Source organism: Streptomyces sp. NPDC049541, from assembly GCF_044465725.1.
In the GTDB taxonomy this organism is placed as follows: Bacteria; Actinomycetota; Actinomycetes; order Streptomycetales; family Streptomycetaceae; genus Streptomyces.
Genome location: NZ_JBITLY010000007.1, coordinates 73,022 through 90,210, shown reverse-complemented (window position 1 = coordinate 90,210; position 17,189 = coordinate 73,022). Strand labels below are relative to the sequence as shown.

Genomic DNA, 17,189 nt, shown 5'->3' with positions numbered 1-17,189 from the left:
CAATCGCATCACGGTCGGGAAGTTCACGGTCGCGGGCGGCGCACTCCCCTCCGTCGGGGAGACCCGTCCCGACTTTCGGCGTGGGAGACGGACTCGTCGTCCCGTTGCCCGAGGTCTCGGCACCGGCGTCTTCGGTCGCCAGGATCTGGGACCTGGCGGTCAGACCTTGCTTCTCGCCTGTGGGGTGCTCGATGAGACCAGGGCGTCGGAGGCCGGAGGATCCGGCGGCGACGGCGAACCGGCCGTCAAGCCGCCTCCTCCAAGGCGTCGCCCTGGGCGCACTCTGTGGTGCTGGGTTCCGCCGGCCGACGGTGGAGAAGTACCAGCGCCGCGCCCATGGCCAGGCCCAGGGCGGGCAGCGCGGGGAAGCGGCCGTCGGCCGTGAAGCCGCGCGTGGCGAAGCGGCTGAGGGCGGTGGCGCACGCGGCCAGGCCCGGCCAGAGCAGCCAGGGGCGGTACGGGCCGACGTCCGGGCGGATCCGTTCGTACCACTGCACCAGGCCGCCCTCCAACTGCCGTACGGCTGACACCACAGCGACCAGGACGACGCCGAGCACCAGCAGCCAGGGCACTCGCAGTGCCCACCAGGCGGCGGATCCGAGGGCCGGCTCGGGTGCCAGGCCGGTGAGGTAGAACGCGGCGGCCACCACCAGCACCGGCAGCATGTGCCACAGATACAGCGTCATGCTGACGCCGCCCACCCGGCGCACCACCCGCCACACCCGCTCGCGTTGCAAGACGCGTCGCAGCGCCGGTGCGGCGAGGAGGCAGGCGCCCACCTGCGCGACCGCCCAGGCCAGCATCGCCGCGGACGGCGGGTTGGTGTTGCTGGGTGTCTGCCCGGTGACCAGGATCAGGCTGATGGGGAAGGGGCCGAGCGCGACCAGCGCCGCGAAGGCGAGTCCGCCACCCGCGGCCAGCGCCGCGGGCAGCAGCGGCCGGCTCTCGCTCAGCAGGCCGTCGTGCCGACAGAAGCCGAGTTGGTAGGCGACGCCCCAGACCAGGACGTAGTTGAGCAGACCGACGTGGGCGGCGTGTGCCGTGAGCACCAGCGCGTCCGCGATCAGGGCGACCGCGCCCATGGCCACGGGGACGGCGAGTCCCCAGCGCCGGTGCGCCGCATGCAGGACCGGTGTCAGGGCGCTGAGCAGCAGATACACCGGCAGGAACCAGAACTGCATCGCCATGGCCCACCCGACGAGTGCGAGGGTGCCCGGGTCGACGCCGACCGTCGAGCAGACTCCCACGGCGAGCAGCACCAGGCCGCTGTACAGGGCCGTCGGCAGCAGCAGCCGCACCGCCCGCCGCCCCACCCAGCCGGTGGCCGTGCCGCCCGCCGACCGCGTCCGCGCCCAGGAGCCTGCCGCCGCATGGCCTCCGGCCAGGAAGAACAGCGGCATGATCTGGAAGAGCAGGGTCAGCCACTGGGTCCAGGGCACGCTCGCCAGCAGCTCGGGGGCGGTGAGCTCACCGCCGGGCCCGTGCAGCAGGGCGGTGATCAGCCAGTGGCCGAGCACGACCAGGACGATCGCCCATGCCCGCAGGAAGTCGACGTACCGGTCTCGGCTCATGCCTCGTCATGCTGCCGCAGCCGCACCACCTGTACGGCGGGACGTCCGGGCCGCAACCAATCCGTGCCCGGTACGAGATCACCCGGATCCGCGGCTCACCCGTCCGCGGTCGGCTCCGCGCGGGGCACGATCGCCGCGACCTCCTCGACCACCGCGCTCGCCCGCTTCTCCGGCACACCGGCCGCGATCAGTGTGGCGACGGCCGTACGGGTCCCGTCGTCCTCCAGCGCCCCGGTGTTGACGTCCTCGAGCAGTCATCGCCTCGAGTCCGGCGCTCATCACGGCGGGCGGCAGATGGGAGTGGAATACACCCTCGCGCTGTCCGCGCTCCAGGATGGCCGTGACCACCTCGCGGGCCGGGGCCAGAACCTCGGTCACCCGCTCCGCGCCCAGGTCCCGCCGGGCCAGGCCCAGCAGCTTCCGGTAGCGGTCGCCCACCGGCCAGATGCGGAGCACGAAGTACGCGAGGGCCCGGTCGGCCGGCTCCTCGGGACGCCCCGTCCACCAGCACTTCCTTGAACGTCTCGGACGCCTCTTCGGCGAGCGCCTCCAGCAGGGCGGAGCAGCCGGGGAAGTGACCGAAGAGCGTGCGCCGTACGACACCTGCGGCGCGCGCGAGTTCCTCGAGGGTGATGTCGGGGTCGCGGCCGAGCTCCCGGCGGGCCGTGGCCAGGATGCGCGCCCGGTTGGACCGCGCGTTGCGGCGCAACGGGCGGCGGACTTGGTCACGGTTCAACCTCGGCGGTGCGTGGGCGGGTGGGCTGAGCAGGCGCGATGGCGTCCATTTTGGCACGGCGCCCGTATGACCAGACCGGCTACGCAGCAGGCAGTAGACGACACTCGGACAGATATGGCCAGATTCAGCCGCCCCTCGTGTGCGCAGTGACATTCATCTGTCACTGTGCGCTTATACGAGTGTCGAGATCTTTTCGATGTCATTCGGGAGGGATGCGTGTGCTGAGACGTGAGGCGTTCCGGCTTCCCCGTCATCCGGCTTCGGTCGGCTTCGCCCGGTACCGGGTGCGGCAGCATCTGGCCAGCTGGGGGCATGCATCCAACGACGAGATGACGGAGAGGGTCGTCCTGCTGGCCTCCGAGCTGGCGGCGAACGTCGTGCGTCACGGGCCCATCCTGGAGCGCGAGTTCGAGCTGGCGGTGACGGCGCGGGCGGACGGCTCGTGCTTCATAGCCGTCTCCGACGAGAGCCCGACGCAGCCGGTCCTGCACGACGTGCCCACCGGTGACGACGAGAAGGGGCGCGGCCTGCACCTCGTCGACCAGCTCGCCCAGACCTGGGGCGTACGGCCCCGGGGACGCCACGGCAAGACGGTCTGGGCCCTGGTGCGCCATCCCCGCCCGCACAGCGTCGCCGGCCTGCAGAAGCCGTGCAGGTAGCGCACCGGCCGCGTCAGCCGCCGGACGGTTCGGCGAGTGCCGCGGCGCGCTGTGCGAGCCTCTTGAGGGCCGTCTCGCTCCACTGCAGGTTGGCCCGCTCGAGGGCGATGCCGCCCTGCAGGGTGAGGTAGGGGCCGATGCGCTCGGCGGTGGCGAGGTACTCGTCCTCGGTGCGGCCGTCGAGCATGCGTTCCTGCATGCGCCGGTAGCGGGCGAGCTTGGCGGTGGCCCGCTCGAAGCGCTCGGCGACCGCGGCCCGTACGGCTTCGAAGTCCCCGGCGTCACCGATGTCGACGCACTGGACCTTGACCATCAACTCGTCCCGCAGGGCCGGGGGCTTTGCTGGGGCCTCGCCGACGTAGTCGCGCAGGACCTCCAGGCCGGCCTCGGTGAGCGAGAAGAGCCGCTTGTTGGGCCGGCGCTCCTGCTGGACGACCCGCGCGGACACGAGCCCCTCGCTCTCCATCCGCTCCAGCTCGCGGTAGAGCTGCTGCGGGGTGGCCATCCAGAAGTTGGCGACGGAGGCCTCGAAGCCCTTCGCGAGGTCGTACCCGGACGCCTCACCCTCCAGAAGCGCGGCCATCACCGCGTTGCGCAGAGCCATTGCCCCAATTTAACACCTTGTTGATTAGTCAATAGGACGACTACTACGTGACGTCGGCCGCCTGACGGCGCGACGTCGGGCTCAGCTACCGCTCAGGAGGACCCGTCGGCGAGTCCGGTCACCGGGAGGAGTGCCGGCCGTTTGGCCCGGCGGCCGTCGCCGGAGGAGCGGCCGCGCACCCGCCGTATGATCCAGGGCCCCAAGAAGGTGCCCGCCCAGCGCAGTTCGGCACCGATGGCCCGCAGGCCCGTGCGGGCCACCGCCTCGGGAGGCAGCGGCCGTGTCCAGCTGTCGTCGCTGCCCGGCAGGTCGAGGGCGTGGGCGACGGCGGCCGCGATGAGGGCATGGCCGAGCGGGCTCGCGTGCAGCCGGTCGGGGCTCCACATCCGGGGATCGGTGACCGCCGGATGGGGCCAGGAGTCGGCCACGGCGACGCCGTGCCGTCGGGCGGCGTCCCGGATGCGGGCGTTGAGGGCGAGGACGCGGGGTGCGAGCGGCCGGGCCGAGGGGGCGAGCCGGCCGGGATCGGGGAAGGTGACCGTCGCGACGCGGGTGCCCTGTGCAGTGAGCGCGGCGAACATGGCCTCCAGATGGCCGGCGACCTCGTCCGCGTCGAACCGGGGCCGCAGCACGTCGTTGAGGCCGGCGACGACCGTGGCGAGGTCAGGCCGCAACTCCAGGGCGAGTGCCAGCTGTTCGGCACGCACCTGTCCGGCCAGCCGCCCGCGCACGGCGAGGTTGGCGTACAGCAGGCCCGGACTCTCCCGCGCGATCTGCTCGGCGAGCCGGTCCGCCCAGCCGCGCAGCCCCCGGACGTCGTCGCCGTCGCCGACGCCTTCGGTCTGGCTGTCACCGACTGCCACGTACCGCAGATATCCGCTGCCGGCCACCGACCCACCGCCTTCCGTTGGCACCGCACGACTGCCGACCGATATGGGTGATTAATTTCTTACTCGCATTGTTGACTATATCAGTCAACCGAAGATCACGAAGAACGTAGGCTCGTGCCCATGGTTGAGCATCGGATGGTTGGCGTGAACGGCATTCGGCTGCACGTGGCGGAGCAGGGCGAAGGCCCCCTGGTCGTGCTGCTGCACGGCTTCCCCGAGTCCTGGCACTCCTGGCGCCACCAGTTCGGCCCGCTGACCGACGCGGGCTTCCGCGTGGTCGCCCCCGACCAGCGTGGATACGGGCGCAGCGACCGCCCCGCGGAGGTGGACGCCTACAGCATCCTGCACCTGGTCGGCGACGTCGTCGGGCTGATCCATGCGCTCGGCGAGGAGCAGGCGTTCGTCGTCGGGCACGACTGGGGCGCCCCGGTCGCCTGGCACACCGCGCTGCTGCGGCCGGACGTCGTGCGAGGCGTCGCCGGCCTGAGCGTTCCGCCGCCGTTCCGCAGCTCCCGGCCGCCGCTGGCCGTCATGGACGAGCGGTTCGACGGCCGCTTCTACTGGAACTACTTCAGCCAACCAGGCGTCGCGGACGCCGAGTTGGCGCAGGACCCCCGCGCGGCCCTGCGCAAGATCTTCTACATGGCCTCCGGCGACGCACCGGGCGCCGGCTCGGGCGCCCAGCCCCTGATCGAACCCGGCCAGGGCTGGCTGACGACCATGACGGATCCCGAGACCCTCCCGGAGTGGTTCACCGAGGAGGACCTCGACGCCCTGACCGAGAGCTTCTCCCAGGGCTTCACCGGGGCGCTCAACTGGTACCGCAACCTCGATCGCAACTGGGAACTGACCGCCCCCTGGCACGGCGCCGTCGTCAGCTCGCCCGCCCTGTACGTGTACGGCGACCGCGATCTGGTGCCGGCCTTCCCCGGCACGCCCGAGCTCATCGCCGCCCTGCCGGAGCTGATGCCCGACCTGCGCCGCGAACCCCTCAAGTTGGCGGGCTGCGGCCACTGGACGCAGCAGGAGCGTTCCCGCGAGGTGAACGAGGCGCTCATCGACTTCCTCGCCGAACTCGCGTGAACGGCGACGTGATCAGTGGACGGACAGTCCGCCGTCGACGAAGAGGGCCTGCCCGGTGACGTAGGCGGAGGCGCGGCTCGCCAGGAACACCGCCGCACCCGCGAAGTCGTCGGCCAGACCGTTGCGCCCGACCATGGTGCGCGCGGCCAGCGCCGCCACCTTCTCGGGATCGGACGACAGCCGCTCGTTGAGCGGGGTCATCACAAAGCCCGGAACGAGCGTGTTGCAGGTGACGCCGTACGGCGACCACGCCTCGGCCTGGGAACGGGCCAGGGACTCCAGCGCCCCCTTGGACACCCCGTAGGCCCCGCTCTGCACGAACGCCCGGTGCGCCTGCTGGGAGGTGACGTGGATGATCCGTCCGAAGCCGCGTTCGGCCATGCCGGGGCCGAAGCGCTGCCCCAGCAGGAAGGGCGCCTCCAGGTTCACCGCCATCGTGGTGTCCCAGACGTCCTCGCCCAACTCCCCCATCGGCGGCCGCAGATTGATCCCGGCACTGTTGACGAGGATGTCGGGCTCCCCGAACACCCCGGCCGCCTGCTCGGCGGCCGCGCGCACGCCTTCGCGACTGCCCAGGTCGGCGCTGACCCAGGCCGCCCGGCAGCCCTCGGCCGTCAGCTCGTCGACCGTCGCGGCCAGCTCCGCCTGTCTGCGCGCCACGATCACCACGCTCGCCCCGGCCCGCGCGAGGGCGCCGGCGACAGCCCGGCCGATGCCGGAACTGCCGCCGGTCACCACGGCGACACGGTCGCTGAGCGAGAACAGTTCGGAGAGGTACGTCCGCGAGGTCATGTCCGCACCCTAGACACACCCCCTGGACGCGGAAGGGCCGAGCCTGTGTCTCAGGCAGCGGTGTAGCCGAGTTGGCGCCTCATGTAGGGCGTCATGAGGGTCTTCGCCTTGGCCAGCACCGAGGTGCGGCCGCCGAGGACCGCGCTCTCGCCGCCCGGCACGGGCAGCAGGGTCAGCCCGTCGGCCGGGCCGAAGGGCACGACGAGCGGGGTGCGGTGGATCGCCCGGTACAGGCGCGGTTCCTTGCGGTGCTTGCCGGAACTGTTCAGATAGGTACGGATGTTCCAGGCGGCGAGGTCGGCCTGGGCCAGCGCGGCGGGGGTGATCTTGAGTTCGGTGGCGTCGTTCACGTCGCCGACGGCGAACACGTCCAGCCGTCCCTCGACCCGCAAAGTGCGGTCGACCCTGACGTGCCCGGCCGGGTTCAGCCAGTCGCCGTGTCCGCCCAGGCGCAGCCAGAGCGTGTTGGGCGTGGTGCCGGTCGCCCAGAAGGAGAGGTCGGCCTCGATGACGGTGCCGTGCGCGTCGCGATAGGTGCCGAAGTCGTTGCCGGGCGACATGAACGAGTCGAGGCGTACCTCCACGTCGTGGGACTCCAGCCAGGCCCGCGCCCTGCGCCCGACCCGCTCGACGCCGGTGGAGTGCAACAGTGCCGGCCCGGAGTGAGCCAGGGTGACCCGGGCGTCCGGCCGGGCCAGGCGTATCTCGGCGGCGAGTTCGACGCCGGATGGGCCTCCGCCGACGACGAGGACATGCTCGGCCGTCGCTATCTTCTGCTGGTGCCCGGCGAAGGACTTGACCGCCTCCTCGGTGGTGGTGCCGGTGAAGCGGGCCGGTTCGGGGTAGTCGGCGCCGGTGGCGATCACCACCACGTCGTACGGCAGCCTCTCCCCCGTCGCCAGGACGACCTGGCGCTCGGTGGTGTCGATACGGACCGCCTTGCCCACGACCACCCGGCCGTTGCCCATCAGTCGGTCGTACGGGATGAAGGGGGTCACCGACCACTCCGGGCGAACTCCGGCGCGCAGCGAGGCGATACGGTGGAAGAAGACCTCCTTGCGGTCCACCAGGGTGACCCGCGCCACCGAGTCCAGCCGTTTCGCCAGCCGTACGCCCGCGTAGCCGCCGCCGATCACTACTACGTCGCCGTCGCGCACAACGCGTCTCCTGTGCCTGTGGGGGGATGCGAGCGCCGCGATGTGGGGCTTCCTCGGCCACTCGAAGTGCGAAAGAGCGTACCGCTTGAAACTTAAAGCTTTCATGGGGCTTTGTGGGAATTCTGTGAAGCGAACGCGACGGCGCGGATGGACCGCAGGCCTGGTGCTCACGTCCCGCGCGGCGAGGAGCGCCTGGCCGGTGACCCGACTACTTGTTCACGGCGTAATGGAGATGAGTGACCCCGGCACTCTCGACGACTCGCGGGGTGCCAAGCGTGATCGGAGCGTTGGTGAGGTCTCCGACGAGGCGGGTGCCGGCGCCCAGGAGTACGGGGACGAGGTCCACGTGGATCTCGTCCACCAGCCCGGCGTCCAGGGCCTGGCGGGCCAGGTCGCCCGCGGCCACCCCCACGTCGCGCGCGCCGGCGGCGGCCTTCGCCTGCTGGATCGCGCTGTGCAGGCCGTCGGTGACGAACGTGAAGGGGGCCTCCGGGTGGGCCCAGTCGGCGGGCGCCCGGTGGGTGACGACGTAGACCGGCACGCCGAAGGGGTGCCTGCCGCCCCAGCCCTGGGTGACGTCGAACAGCCGGCGGCCGACCACGAGCGCCCCGAAGGCCGCCATCTGGTGCCGCAGGTGCTCCGCGCTCGGCGGCGACAGCCGGAAGGACCAGCGCGGATCGGCGGACGGCACCTCGATGTCCCCGTTGCGGTGCCAGGCGAAGAGATGCTCGAAGCCCGTCTCGGCCGGTCCGGCGATGAACCCGTCGAGGGACATCGACGCCGAGGTGGTGACCTTCCCCATGAGGATCTCTCCGTTCTGTCTCTCTGCAGCCCGCCTGCACTTGGTGGGGAGACCCTCGGTCGCCGGGAAACTCATCGGTCCGCGCTAGTCGGGCAGCCGCTCCAGCGCGGCCGCCACGCCCGCCCGGCCGACGGCGTCGATCAGCGCCTGCCCGATCACCGAGACCGGCTCCCGCGCCGGGAGGACCAGGCCGATGCGCTCCGTGCGGACCGGGCGGACCAGAGGAACGGCCTGCATCCCCGCGGGCACGCCGAAGACATGCAGCCAGGCATGCGGTACGACACTCGCCCAGTGCCCGGCTCTGACCTGCGCGAACAGCGAGGCGATGGAGTCGGTCTCCACGCGCGGGGTCACGGAGACGCCTGCCGCCTCGAAGGCAGCCTCCAGGACCTGGCGCCCCTGCATCCCCGGGTGCAGCAGGCACAGCGGGTACTGGGATGCCTCCTCCCAGGAGATCTCGGCCGGGCCCGAGGCGCGACCGGAGCGCTGGATCAGCAGGACATAGCGCTCCAGGTACAGCGGGACGAACTTGAAGCCGTGTTCGACGACGGTGCTGTGGTAGGTCACGGCGGCATCGAGTTCGTACGTCTGGAGCCTGCTGACGATGTCCACGGACTGCAGGTCCGCGAAGACCTGCACGGTCGCCAGCGGGTTGGCGGCGCAGAACGGCTGGGTCAGAAGCGCGACCGCCGTGGCGGCGGTCGGGACGGTGCCGATGCGCAGCCGTCCGGTCAGACCGGCCCGCAGTGCCTGGATCTCGCCCTGCATCGCGTCCCGGTCGGCGAGGATGCGCTGCGCCCACAGGACGACACGCTCGCCCTCCGGAGTCAGGCCGTCGAACCTGCGGCCCCGCTGGACCAGGGGGATGCCGAGTTCGTCCTCCAGTTTCCTGATGCCCTCGGACAGGGTCGGCTGGGAGACGTAGCAGGCCTGCGCCGCCTTCGCGAAGTGGCGGGCGCGCGCGAGGGCGACGAGGTATTCGAGCTGACGCAGGAGCACCCTCCCATGATCCCTCGCGGCGGCCGTCCCGCGCCGGTGGCCCCCGGTCACGCTGCACTGATCGGTGCCGCCTGTCACGCGATAGGAACTACCGCTTTGACCAGGTCCGAGGCGCTGACGAAGAGTGTCGTGCGGACGAGAGGGCGTGGTGTGCGATGCGGGACTTCGAAGAAGACGGAGCGGACGAGGGCGGGCTGTCGGTCTCGGCGCCCAAGACCTGGGCCACCGGCGCTCCCGCCGTCGCGCACGCGCTCAAGTACGCGCTGGGCCAGACCTCACCGAAGCGCACCGCGCTGACGCTGCTCAGCATCAACCAGGCGAAGGGCTTCGACTGCCCGGGCTGCGCCTGGCCGGAGCCCGCACCCGGCGAGCGGCACCGCAACGAGTACTGCGAGAACGGCGCCAAGCACATCAGCGACGAGGCCACCTCCCGGCGGGTGACCGCGGACTTCTTCCGGCGGTACTCGGTGGACGAGCTGAGCCGGAAGTCGGACTACTGGCTCAACCAGCAGGGCCGACTGACCGAGCCGATGGTGCTGCGCGAGGGCGCGACCCACTACGAACCGGTCGGCTGGGACGAGGCGCTGGACCTGCTGGCCAGGGAACTGTGCGCCCTGGACCACCCGGACGAGGCGCTGTTCTACACCTCGGGGCGGCTGGCCAACGAGCCTGCCTTTCTGCTGCAGCTGTTCGCGCGGGCCTTCGGCACCAACAACCTGCCGGACTGCTCCAACATGTGCCACGAGTCCAGCGGTTCGGCCCTGAACGAGACCCTGGGCATTGGCAAGGGCAGCGTCAGCCTCGACGACCTCCACAACGCCGACCTGGTCTTCGTCGTGGGCCAGAACCCCGGCACCAACCACCCGCGGATGCTGTCCGCGCTGGAGGAGACCAAGCGGCGCGGCGGCAGCGTGGTCGCGGTCAACCCGCTGCCCGAGGCGGGGCTGCTGCGTTTCAAGCATCCCCAGAAGGCCCGCGGCGTCATCGGCCGCGGCACGGACATCGCCGACCAGTTCCTGCAGATCCGCCCCGGCGGCGACCTGGCTCTGTTCCAGGCGCTGAACCTGCTGCTCCTTGAGGCGGAGGACAAGGAGCCGGGCACCGTCCTGGACCGCGCGTTCATCGACGAGCACACCACCGGCTACGACGCCTTCGCCGAACGGATCCGCGCCACGTCCTGGGATGCCGTCGTGGACGCCACCGGGCTGACCCGCGACGAGATCGAGCGGGTCCACGCGCGCGTGCTGAACAGCCGCAGTGTCATCGTCTGCTGGGCGATGGGCCTGACCCAGCACAAGCACGGCGTGCCCACCATCCGGGAGGTCGTCAACTTCCTGCTGCTGCGCGGCAACATCGGCCGTCCGGGCGCGGGGGTGTGTCCGGTGCGCGGGCACAGCAACGTCCAGGGCGACCGCACGATGGGGATCTGGGAGCGGATGCCGCAGGCGTTCCTGGACCGGCTGGGGCAGGAGTTCGGCTTCACCGCGCCGACCGCGCACGGCTTGGACTCCGTGGATTCCATCCGGGCCATGCGAGACGGCCGGGCCAAGCTCTTCCTCGGTGTCGCGGGCAACTTCGTGCGGGCCACGCCCGACAGCGACACCACCGAGCGTGCCATGCGCAACTGCCGTCTGACGGCGCACATTTCGACCAAGCTCAACCGTTCCCACGCGGTGTGCGGACGCACCGCGCTCATCCTGCCGACGCTCGGCCGCAGCGACCGTGACGTCCAGGCGGGCGGCGAGCAGTTCATGACGGTCGAGGACTCCATGAGCGAGGTCCACGCCACCCGCGGCCGGCTCGCCCCCGCCTCCCCGTACCTGCTGAGCGAGGTGTCCATCATCAGCCGCCTCGCCCGCCGGGTGCTGGGCGGCGAACCGACCATCCCCTGGGAGGACTTCGAGGCCGACTACGACCTCGTCCGCGACCGCATCGCCCAAGTCGTCGAAGGATTCCACGACTTCAACGAGCGGGTACGGCGTCCCGGCGGCTTCCGCCTGCCCAACCCGGTCAACTCCCGCGTCTTCCGCACCCCCAGCGGCAAGGCCGTCTTCACCGTCAACGACTTCACGATGCTCCAGGCGCCCAAGGGCCACCTGGTCCTGCAGACCCTGCGCTCGCACGACCAGTGGAACACCGTCCCCTACGCGATGGACGACCGCTACCGGGGCATCAAGGGCGGCCGCCGCGTCGTCCTGGTCAACCCCGCCGACCTCGCCGACCTCGGCCTGGCCGACGGCAGCCTCGTCGACCTGGTCAGCATCTGGTCGGACGGCTCGGAGCGCCGCGCGGAGGCCTTCCGCGTCGTCGGATACTCCACTCCCCCGGGTTCGGCGGCCGCGTACTACCCGGAGACCAACGTCCTGGTGCCCCTCGACAGCGTCGCGGACATCAGCAACACCCCGACGTCGAAGAGCGTGATCGTCCGTCTGGAGCGGGCGGCCGAGCGGGCACCGGCTTAAGCAGCGGGTGGCGTCGCCCTGGTGAACCTCGACCTCTTCAACGATGTGCCTGACGGCCTGACTCGACGCGCCCGGTCGTTCGTCCGCGCGCACGGCGTCAAGGTGGACGTCCGGCAGGTGGAGGGGCACAGGCAGTGGTGGCTCGAGCAGGGCGTCCCCGCAGCAGTGATCGACCGGATGGCGTCCTACCAGGAGAATTGGGGCGGTCTGCTCCTGCCACCCGCGACCCAGTACGACGGAGGCCCCAAGTACTTCGATCCGGACTCCCCCGAATCGGACTCCGCGGGGTGGTGGTTCGAAGCCGGGAAGCAACGGACCGCTGTCCCCTACTCATTCATGATCAGTCCGTCGGGTGAGTTCGGAATCCATGCGGACAGGTGGGCGCCTCTCCACGCGAGCACCGAGGGCTGGGTGGAGTCGCTCGCACTGGCTCACCACGCCTCCCTGTGGGCGAAGCAGATCACCAGGCTCGTCGGCGACGACGTCGATGACATCGATCTGGACGGCTACGAGCCGGTGCGCGAGGTGATGGGCCTTGCCGACACCTGGTGGCGAGGCCCCGACTCTCTGGTGGCGCTTCATTCCGGGGAGGCCGAGGCGCTCGGCATCCCCGGAGACCGCACCGCGTTGATCTACTCGGGGCTTGATGAGTGGGGGCTGCGAGGAGGGGTCGACGCAGGGCACGGGTGAGCGGCAACCGCCGCCCCCGTTGCGCGAGGAGCGCGTTCCCGCTCAGTCAGGCCCGCTCCAGTCGAACGGGAAGTACTTGCTCGACTTGCCCGAGCGGTCCCAGGAGAAGCCGAATGCGTTGGCGCGGTCGGTCGTGGCCCGCCCCCAGGTGGCGACCTGGCCCGGGCCGACCTCGGCGCCCGGCGCGTTGTGGACCTGGACGCGTGCACCGTCCGGCGTCGTCGGGCCGGTGAGTGCCTCGGCGGTGGCCGTCACCCGGTCGGGGATCTCGGCCCGCCAGCCGGCGAGGTCCTCGTCGATCTCCACGTGGATGGGGACGACGTCCATGCCGCGCATCTCGGGGTGGAACATCCCCACGAACTGCGCCGGCCATCCGCCCGCCTCACCGCCGAAAACGGCCTGGAGCGCGCCGCGTTGCTTGTCATCGGCACGTTCGTCGAGGAAGACCGCGGCGTACGGGTCGGTGTGTGCACCGGACCAGACGTCGCCGGTGAAGGAGGCGACGATCACGACGTTGAGGTCGTCCAGCCGCACGTCGCCGTAGTTGCCCTCCCGGATGTGCCAGGCCATGATGCCTTCGCAGTCGCCGTACGTGGGGGGCTGTGCAAATGTGCAGGGGCACGGTATGGCGCACTTGCACACATCGAACCAGTCGCCGGTCAGGTGCCAGGACGTACCGGTGGTGACCTGCTCACTCATCCCGCATTCCTCCTGCCGAGCCCGAGGGGCTCACTCGGAGTGGCGAGACCGGGTTTCCCGAGCCCGCTCGCGGGATCGCGAAACGGCCTCCGTTCCAGCTTGCACCTCACCGGCCGGGAGGGAAACCCTGCCCTGCTCAGCGGTTCATACGAGGGCCGACGCGCCGATGATCTCGTCGGTCAGCCGGCGGACGACACCGTCGGGGTAGGGCGACGGCAGCCCCAGGACGATGTGCCGGAAGCCGGCGTCGGCGGCCTCGGCGATCGCGGCCCTCGTGGCGTCCGGACGCTCGTAGGAGACGTGCAGGACGATCGAGCGGGTGATCGAGGCGGGGTCGCGGCCGATCTCGGCGCAGTGCCGGTCCAGCAGGGCGCTGCGGCGGACGGCGTCGTCGATGGAGCCGCCCGGCATGTTCCACAGGTCGGCATGCTCGGCGGCCACACGCAGCGTCGTTGATGAGCGTCCGCCGATGAGGATCGGCGGATGGGGGCGTTGGACGGGTTTGGGATTGCCGAAGGCTCCGGTGAGGTGGTGGTGAGTGCCGTGGAAGTCGAAGGGCTGCTCCTCGGTCCACAGGCGCCGGATCACCGCGCACGCCTCGGCCAGGCTTTCCACGGCGTGGGCGGTGTCCTGGAAGGGCAGGCCGTGCGCCGGGTACTCGCGCCGCGCCTCGGGCGGGTCGGGCCGGGATCCGACGCCGAGACCGAGGTCGAGCCGGCCGTCGGAGACGACGTCGACGGTTGTGGCGATCTTGGCCAGCATGGCGGGCGGCCGGAAGCGGTTGCTGGTGACCAGGAGGCCGAGGCGCAGGCGGCGGGTCTGTGCGGCCAGGGCCGCGAGCAGCGTCCAGCCCTCGTAGATCGGTCCTTCCGGGTCGCCTGCGATGGGCATGAGGTGGTCGAACAGCCAGGCGTGCTCGATCTCCGGGATGGTGTCGGCCTCGCGCCACACCCGCAGGATGTCGCGATAGCCGACCTGCATGGGGGCGGTCATGATGCCGAAACGGACTCGCGGTGCGGTCGTCGTCATGGGGTTGCCGTTCCTCCTCGGACGGTCAGCGGCGGCGCAGTGACGGGTCGAGCAGGGCGGGCGGGGTGTCGTGCTTCTCGTGCGGGGCCAGGTCGGTGCCGGGGGCCACGATCGTGTCGATCGCGTCGAGTACGTCGGCCGGGAGCACGGTGTCGGCGGCGGCGAGCTGGGAGTGCAGGTGCTCGATCGTGCGGGGACCGATGAGCGCGCTGGTCACGGCCGGGTGGGCCGTCACGAATCCGAGGGCGAGCTGGATCATCGTCAGCCCGGACTGGTCGGCGAGCTCGGCCAGCCGCTCGACGGCGTCGAGCCTGGCCCTGTTCTCGGGAAGGCCGGTGTCGAAGCGCTGCGGCATCAACGTCGAGCGGCTGGTGGTGATGGAGCGGCCGGCGCGCACGGCGCCCGACAGCCAGCCGGAGGCCAGCGGGCTCCACACCAGCACTCCGAGTCCGTACTCCTCGGTCACCGGCAGGACGTGCGTCTCGATCCCGCGCTGCAGGATCGAGTAGCTGGGCTGTTCGGTGACATAACGGCCCAGGTGATGCTCACGCGCGGCCCACTGCGCCTGCACGATGCGGTGGGCGGGGAAGGTGGAGGACCCGAAGTAGCGTATTTTTCCCGCGCGTTGCAGATCGGTCAGGGCCGACAGCGTCTCCTCGTCCCCGGTGCTCGGGTCCCACCGGTGGATCTGGTAGAGATCGACGTGGTCGACGCCGAGTCGGCGCAGGCTGTCGTCCAGCGCGGTGACCAGCCAACGGCGCGAACTGCCCCGGTGGTTGCGCTCGTCCCCCATGGGCAGACCCGCCTTCGTGGCCAGCACGATGTCGTCGCGGCGGCCGGCGATGGCCTTGCCGACCATCTCCTCCGATTGGCCGTCGCCGTACACGTCGGCGGTGTCGATGAGGTTGATCCCGCTTTCGAGCGCGGCGTCGACGATGGCCGTGGCCTCGTCCTGGGTGGTGCGCCCGATACTGCCGAAGTTCATCGCGCCGAGCGCGAGCGAGCTGACCTGCACTCCGGTGCGGCCCAAGGTGCGGTACTGCATGACCGTGCTCCTCCATTGCGGATGGGTGGTGATGCGTTGCGACCAGGCATGGCTTGGTCGCGGGGCTCCGGCTCTGGCATCATGAGCAAAGCGGAACGTCGCTCCGATTACGATACGGAACAACGCTCCGCTTCAGCAAGCCCGATCGCGGAGGGAACAGCACGGTGAACGACGGGGACAAGGGCACGGGACGCACAGCCCGGCCCAAGCGGACGGACGCCCGCCGCAACGAGCAGACTCTGCTGGACGCGGCCGCCGCGGTCTTCGTCACCTCGGGCGTGGAAGCGCCGGTGCGGGACATCGCGGCGAGGGCCGGTGTCGGGATGGGCACGATCTACCGGCACTTCCCGACCCGGGCGGACCTCATCGTCGCCGTCTACCGGCACCAGGTCGAGGCCTGCGCCGAGGCCGGCCCGGCCCTGCTGGCGAGCAGCCCGACCCCCTACGCGGCGCTGGGCCAGTGGATCGGCCTCTTCGTCGAGTTCCTGGTCACCAAGCACGGACTCGCCGCCGTACTGCAGTCCGACGACGCAGGCTTCGACACACTGCACGCCTACTTCCTGGACCGCCTCGTGCCCGTGTGCACCCAACTGCTCGACGCGGCAGCCGCCTCCGGCGAAATCCGGTCCGACCTCAAGGCCTACGAGCTCATGCGCGGCGTGGGCAACCTCTGCATCGGCGCGGAGAACGACCCCCGCTACGACGCGCGCCGACTGGTCGAGCTCCTCGTCGCGGGCCTGCACCGGCCGAACTGACGTCCATCCATGAACCTGGGCATGGTCGCGCAGGCGGCAGGGCTGTTCGCCGTCACCAACATCGACGACATCCTGCTGCTGTCGCTGTTCTTCGCGCGGGGCGCGGGCCACCGCGGCTCCGCCCGCCGGATCACGCTCGGCCAGTACGCCGGTTTCACCGCCGTCCTCGCCGTCGCTGTCGCTGCGGCGTTCGCGCCACCTACCTGCCCGAGTCGGCCATCCCGTATCTCGGACTGCTCCCCCTCGCACTCGGCCTGAAGTCGTCCTGGCAGGCGTGGAAGCACCGCGCCGACGAGGACGAGAACGACACACAGGAGACGACCGAGGGCGGCGGTCCGAGAACGCTGGAGGTCGCCGCGGTCACCTTCGCCAACGGCGGCGACAACATCGGTGTCTACGTCCCCGTGTTCGCCACCGCCGGGCTGGGCGGGATGAGCGTGTATGCCGTGGTCTTCCTCGCCCTGGTCGCCGCGTGGTGCCTCGCGGGCCGCTTCTTCGCCACCCGGCCGGTCATCGCCAAGGCACTCAGCCGGTGGGGGCACGTCCTGCTCCCGCTGGTCCTGATCACCCTCGGGCTGCTGATCCTCATCGAGGGCGGCGCATTCGGCCGGTAACCCCGGCGGGCCGATGGCCGGGCCCGATCGTCCGGGCCCGGCACGACAGCCCCTGAGGGGCAACCAGTGTCCACCCGCCGCCCCTGCGTTCCTTCCCGGGCCGCCGGATCGAGGGCGAGGACACCCACCGCCGTCACACCGGCGGCCGTGCCGCACAGCCCCCGGGCCTGGCCACCGCACCACCCAGGATCAGCCTCCCCCCGTCGTGTTCAAAGCGGTTCGCGAGCGGGGCGAGCCGCCCGCGCTCCGCGTCCGGTGGGGCCGAACGATGCCGTGCCGTCGGCTACTTCGAGTGCTCCGGCTTCGACGGCTGATCCGGATACGAGGGCTTCGCCGGGTGCTCCGGGAAGGCGGGCTTGACCGGCTGCTCCGGATGCGCAGGCTTCTCCGGGAACGCGGGCTTCACCGGCTGCTCCGGATGCGCAGGCTTCTCCGGGAACGCAGGCTTCACCGGATGCTCCGGATACGCGGGCTTCACCGGCTGCTCCGGATGCGCAGGCTTCTCCGGGAACGCAGGCTTCACCGGATGCTCCGGATACGCGGGCTTCACCGGCTGCTCCGGATGCGCAGGCTTCTCCGGGAACGCAGGCTTCACCGGGTAC

General features: G+C 71.0%; 15 protein-coding genes and 3 pseudogenes. 6 read left to right on the top strand and 12 right to left on the bottom strand.

What is annotated here, in order from left to right; all coding sequences use genetic code 11:
- Positions 1-245 precede the first annotated feature (245 nt).
- Together ACIBW9_RS25940 and ACIBW9_RS25935 are read right to left on the bottom strand one after the other, a co-directional pair.
- Positions 246-1,571 carry an acyltransferase gene (locus ACIBW9_RS25940; RefSeq protein ID WP_398958873.1) on the bottom strand — a complete coding sequence of 442 codons (1,326 nt, stop codon included), beginning with the start codon at positions 1,569-1,571 and terminating at the stop codon, positions 246-248.
- 95 nt (positions 1,572-1,666) lie between these two features.
- A pseudogene (locus ACIBW9_RS25935) lies at positions 1,667-2,307 on the bottom strand (TetR family transcriptional regulator).
- A gap of 218 nt (positions 2,308-2,525) precedes the next feature.
- On the opposite strand from ACIBW9_RS25935, the gene ACIBW9_RS25930 reads away from it, so the two are divergent.
- The gene (locus ACIBW9_RS25930; protein ID WP_398958871.1) at positions 2,526-2,966 is read left to right on the top strand and encodes an ATP-binding protein; all 441 of its coding nucleotides are present in this window, start codon (positions 2,526-2,528) and stop codon (positions 2,964-2,966) included.
- A 13-nt stretch (positions 2,967-2,979) separates the two neighbouring features.
- On the opposite strand, the gene ACIBW9_RS25925 is transcribed toward ACIBW9_RS25930, so the two are convergent.
- Together ACIBW9_RS25925 and ACIBW9_RS25920 are read right to left on the bottom strand one after the other, a co-directional pair.
- Complete coding sequence (locus ACIBW9_RS25925) at positions 2,980-3,570, bottom strand: PadR family transcriptional regulator (RefSeq protein ID WP_398958869.1); 591 nt, start codon at positions 3,568-3,570, stop codon at positions 2,980-2,982.
- A 92-nt stretch (positions 3,571-3,662) separates the two neighbouring features.
- Positions 3,663-4,460 (bottom strand): SGNH/GDSL hydrolase family protein, encoded by a 798-nt coding sequence (locus tag ACIBW9_RS25920; protein WP_398958867.1) that lies wholly within the window; start codon positions 4,458-4,460, stop codon positions 3,663-3,665.
- Positions 4,461-4,580: 120 nt separating this feature from the next.
- Here ACIBW9_RS25920 and ACIBW9_RS25915 point away from each other — a divergent pair, with 120 nt between their 5' ends.
- Positions 4,581-5,543 carry an alpha/beta fold hydrolase gene (locus ACIBW9_RS25915; protein ID WP_398958865.1) on the top strand — a complete coding sequence of 321 codons (963 nt, stop codon included), beginning with the start codon at positions 4,581-4,583 and terminating at the stop codon, positions 5,541-5,543.
- A 12-nt stretch (positions 5,544-5,555) separates the two neighbouring features.
- Here the strand turns inward: ACIBW9_RS25915 and ACIBW9_RS25910 are convergent, their stop codons facing one another.
- From ACIBW9_RS25910 to ACIBW9_RS25895, 4 genes are all read right to left on the bottom strand, one after another.
- Positions 5,556-6,335 carry an SDR family NAD(P)-dependent oxidoreductase gene (locus ACIBW9_RS25910; protein ID WP_398958863.1) on the bottom strand — a complete coding sequence of 260 codons (780 nt, stop codon included), beginning with the start codon at positions 6,333-6,335 and terminating at the stop codon, positions 5,556-5,558.
- Positions 6,336-6,385: 50 nt separating this feature from the next.
- Positions 6,386-7,492 (bottom strand): NAD(P)/FAD-dependent oxidoreductase, encoded by a 1,107-nt coding sequence (locus tag ACIBW9_RS25905; RefSeq protein ID WP_398958861.1) that lies wholly within the window; start codon positions 7,490-7,492, stop codon positions 6,386-6,388.
- A gap of 208 nt (positions 7,493-7,700) precedes the next feature.
- On the bottom strand, positions 7,701-8,294 hold the full coding sequence (locus ACIBW9_RS25900) for a dihydrofolate reductase family protein (protein WP_398958859.1): 594 nt from the start codon (positions 8,292-8,294) through the stop codon (positions 7,701-7,703).
- Positions 8,295-8,378: 84 nt separating this feature from the next.
- On the bottom strand, positions 8,379-9,293 hold the full coding sequence (locus tag ACIBW9_RS25895) for a LysR family transcriptional regulator (protein WP_398958857.1): 915 nt from the start codon (positions 9,291-9,293) through the stop codon (positions 8,379-8,381).
- A gap of 155 nt (positions 9,294-9,448) precedes the next feature.
- On the opposite strand from ACIBW9_RS25895, the gene ACIBW9_RS25890 reads away from it, so the two are divergent.
- Together ACIBW9_RS25890 and ACIBW9_RS25885 are read left to right on the top strand one after the other, a co-directional pair.
- Positions 9,449-11,755 (top strand): FdhF/YdeP family oxidoreductase, encoded by a 2,307-nt coding sequence (locus ACIBW9_RS25890; RefSeq protein WP_398958855.1) that lies wholly within the window; start codon positions 9,449-9,451, stop codon positions 11,753-11,755.
- 21 nt (positions 11,756-11,776) lie between these two features.
- Positions 11,777-12,445 carry a hypothetical protein gene (locus ACIBW9_RS25885; RefSeq protein WP_398958853.1) on the top strand — a complete coding sequence of 223 codons (669 nt, stop codon included), beginning with the start codon at positions 11,777-11,779 and terminating at the stop codon, positions 12,443-12,445.
- Between the two features lie 42 nt (positions 12,446-12,487).
- Here the strand turns inward: ACIBW9_RS25885 and ACIBW9_RS25880 are convergent, their stop codons facing one another.
- From ACIBW9_RS25880 to ACIBW9_RS25870, 3 genes are all read right to left on the bottom strand, one after another.
- The gene (locus tag ACIBW9_RS25880; RefSeq protein ID WP_398958851.1) at positions 12,488-13,144 is read right to left on the bottom strand and encodes a DUF1326 domain-containing protein; all 657 of its coding nucleotides are present in this window, start codon (positions 13,142-13,144) and stop codon (positions 12,488-12,490) included.
- Between the two features lie 144 nt (positions 13,145-13,288).
- Positions 13,289-14,173, bottom strand: coding sequence for an LLM class flavin-dependent oxidoreductase (locus tag ACIBW9_RS25875; RefSeq protein ID WP_398958849.1), 885 nt, complete (start codon positions 14,171-14,173; stop codon positions 13,289-13,291).
- Positions 14,174-14,198: 25 nt separating this feature from the next.
- The gene (locus ACIBW9_RS25870) at positions 14,199-15,218 is read right to left on the bottom strand and encodes an aldo/keto reductase (protein ID WP_398958847.1); all 1,020 of its coding nucleotides are present in this window, start codon (positions 15,216-15,218) and stop codon (positions 14,199-14,201) included.
- Between the two features lie 164 nt (positions 15,219-15,382).
- Between ACIBW9_RS25870 and ACIBW9_RS25865 the strand changes: the two genes are divergently transcribed.
- Together ACIBW9_RS25865 and ACIBW9_RS25860 are read left to right on the top strand one after the other, a co-directional pair.
- A complete protein-coding gene (locus tag ACIBW9_RS25865) occupies positions 15,383-15,973 on the top strand; it encodes a TetR/AcrR family transcriptional regulator (RefSeq protein WP_398958845.1) in 591 nt (196 codons plus the stop codon).
- Between the two features lie 9 nt (positions 15,974-15,982).
- Positions 15,983-16,587 (top strand): annotated as a pseudogene (locus ACIBW9_RS25860) (cadmium resistance transporter).
- A 283-nt stretch (positions 16,588-16,870) separates the two neighbouring features.
- On the opposite strand, the pseudogene ACIBW9_RS25855 reads toward ACIBW9_RS25860, so the two are convergent.
- Positions 16,871-17,189 (bottom strand): annotated as a pseudogene (locus tag ACIBW9_RS25855) (hypothetical protein); the annotation flags it as partial.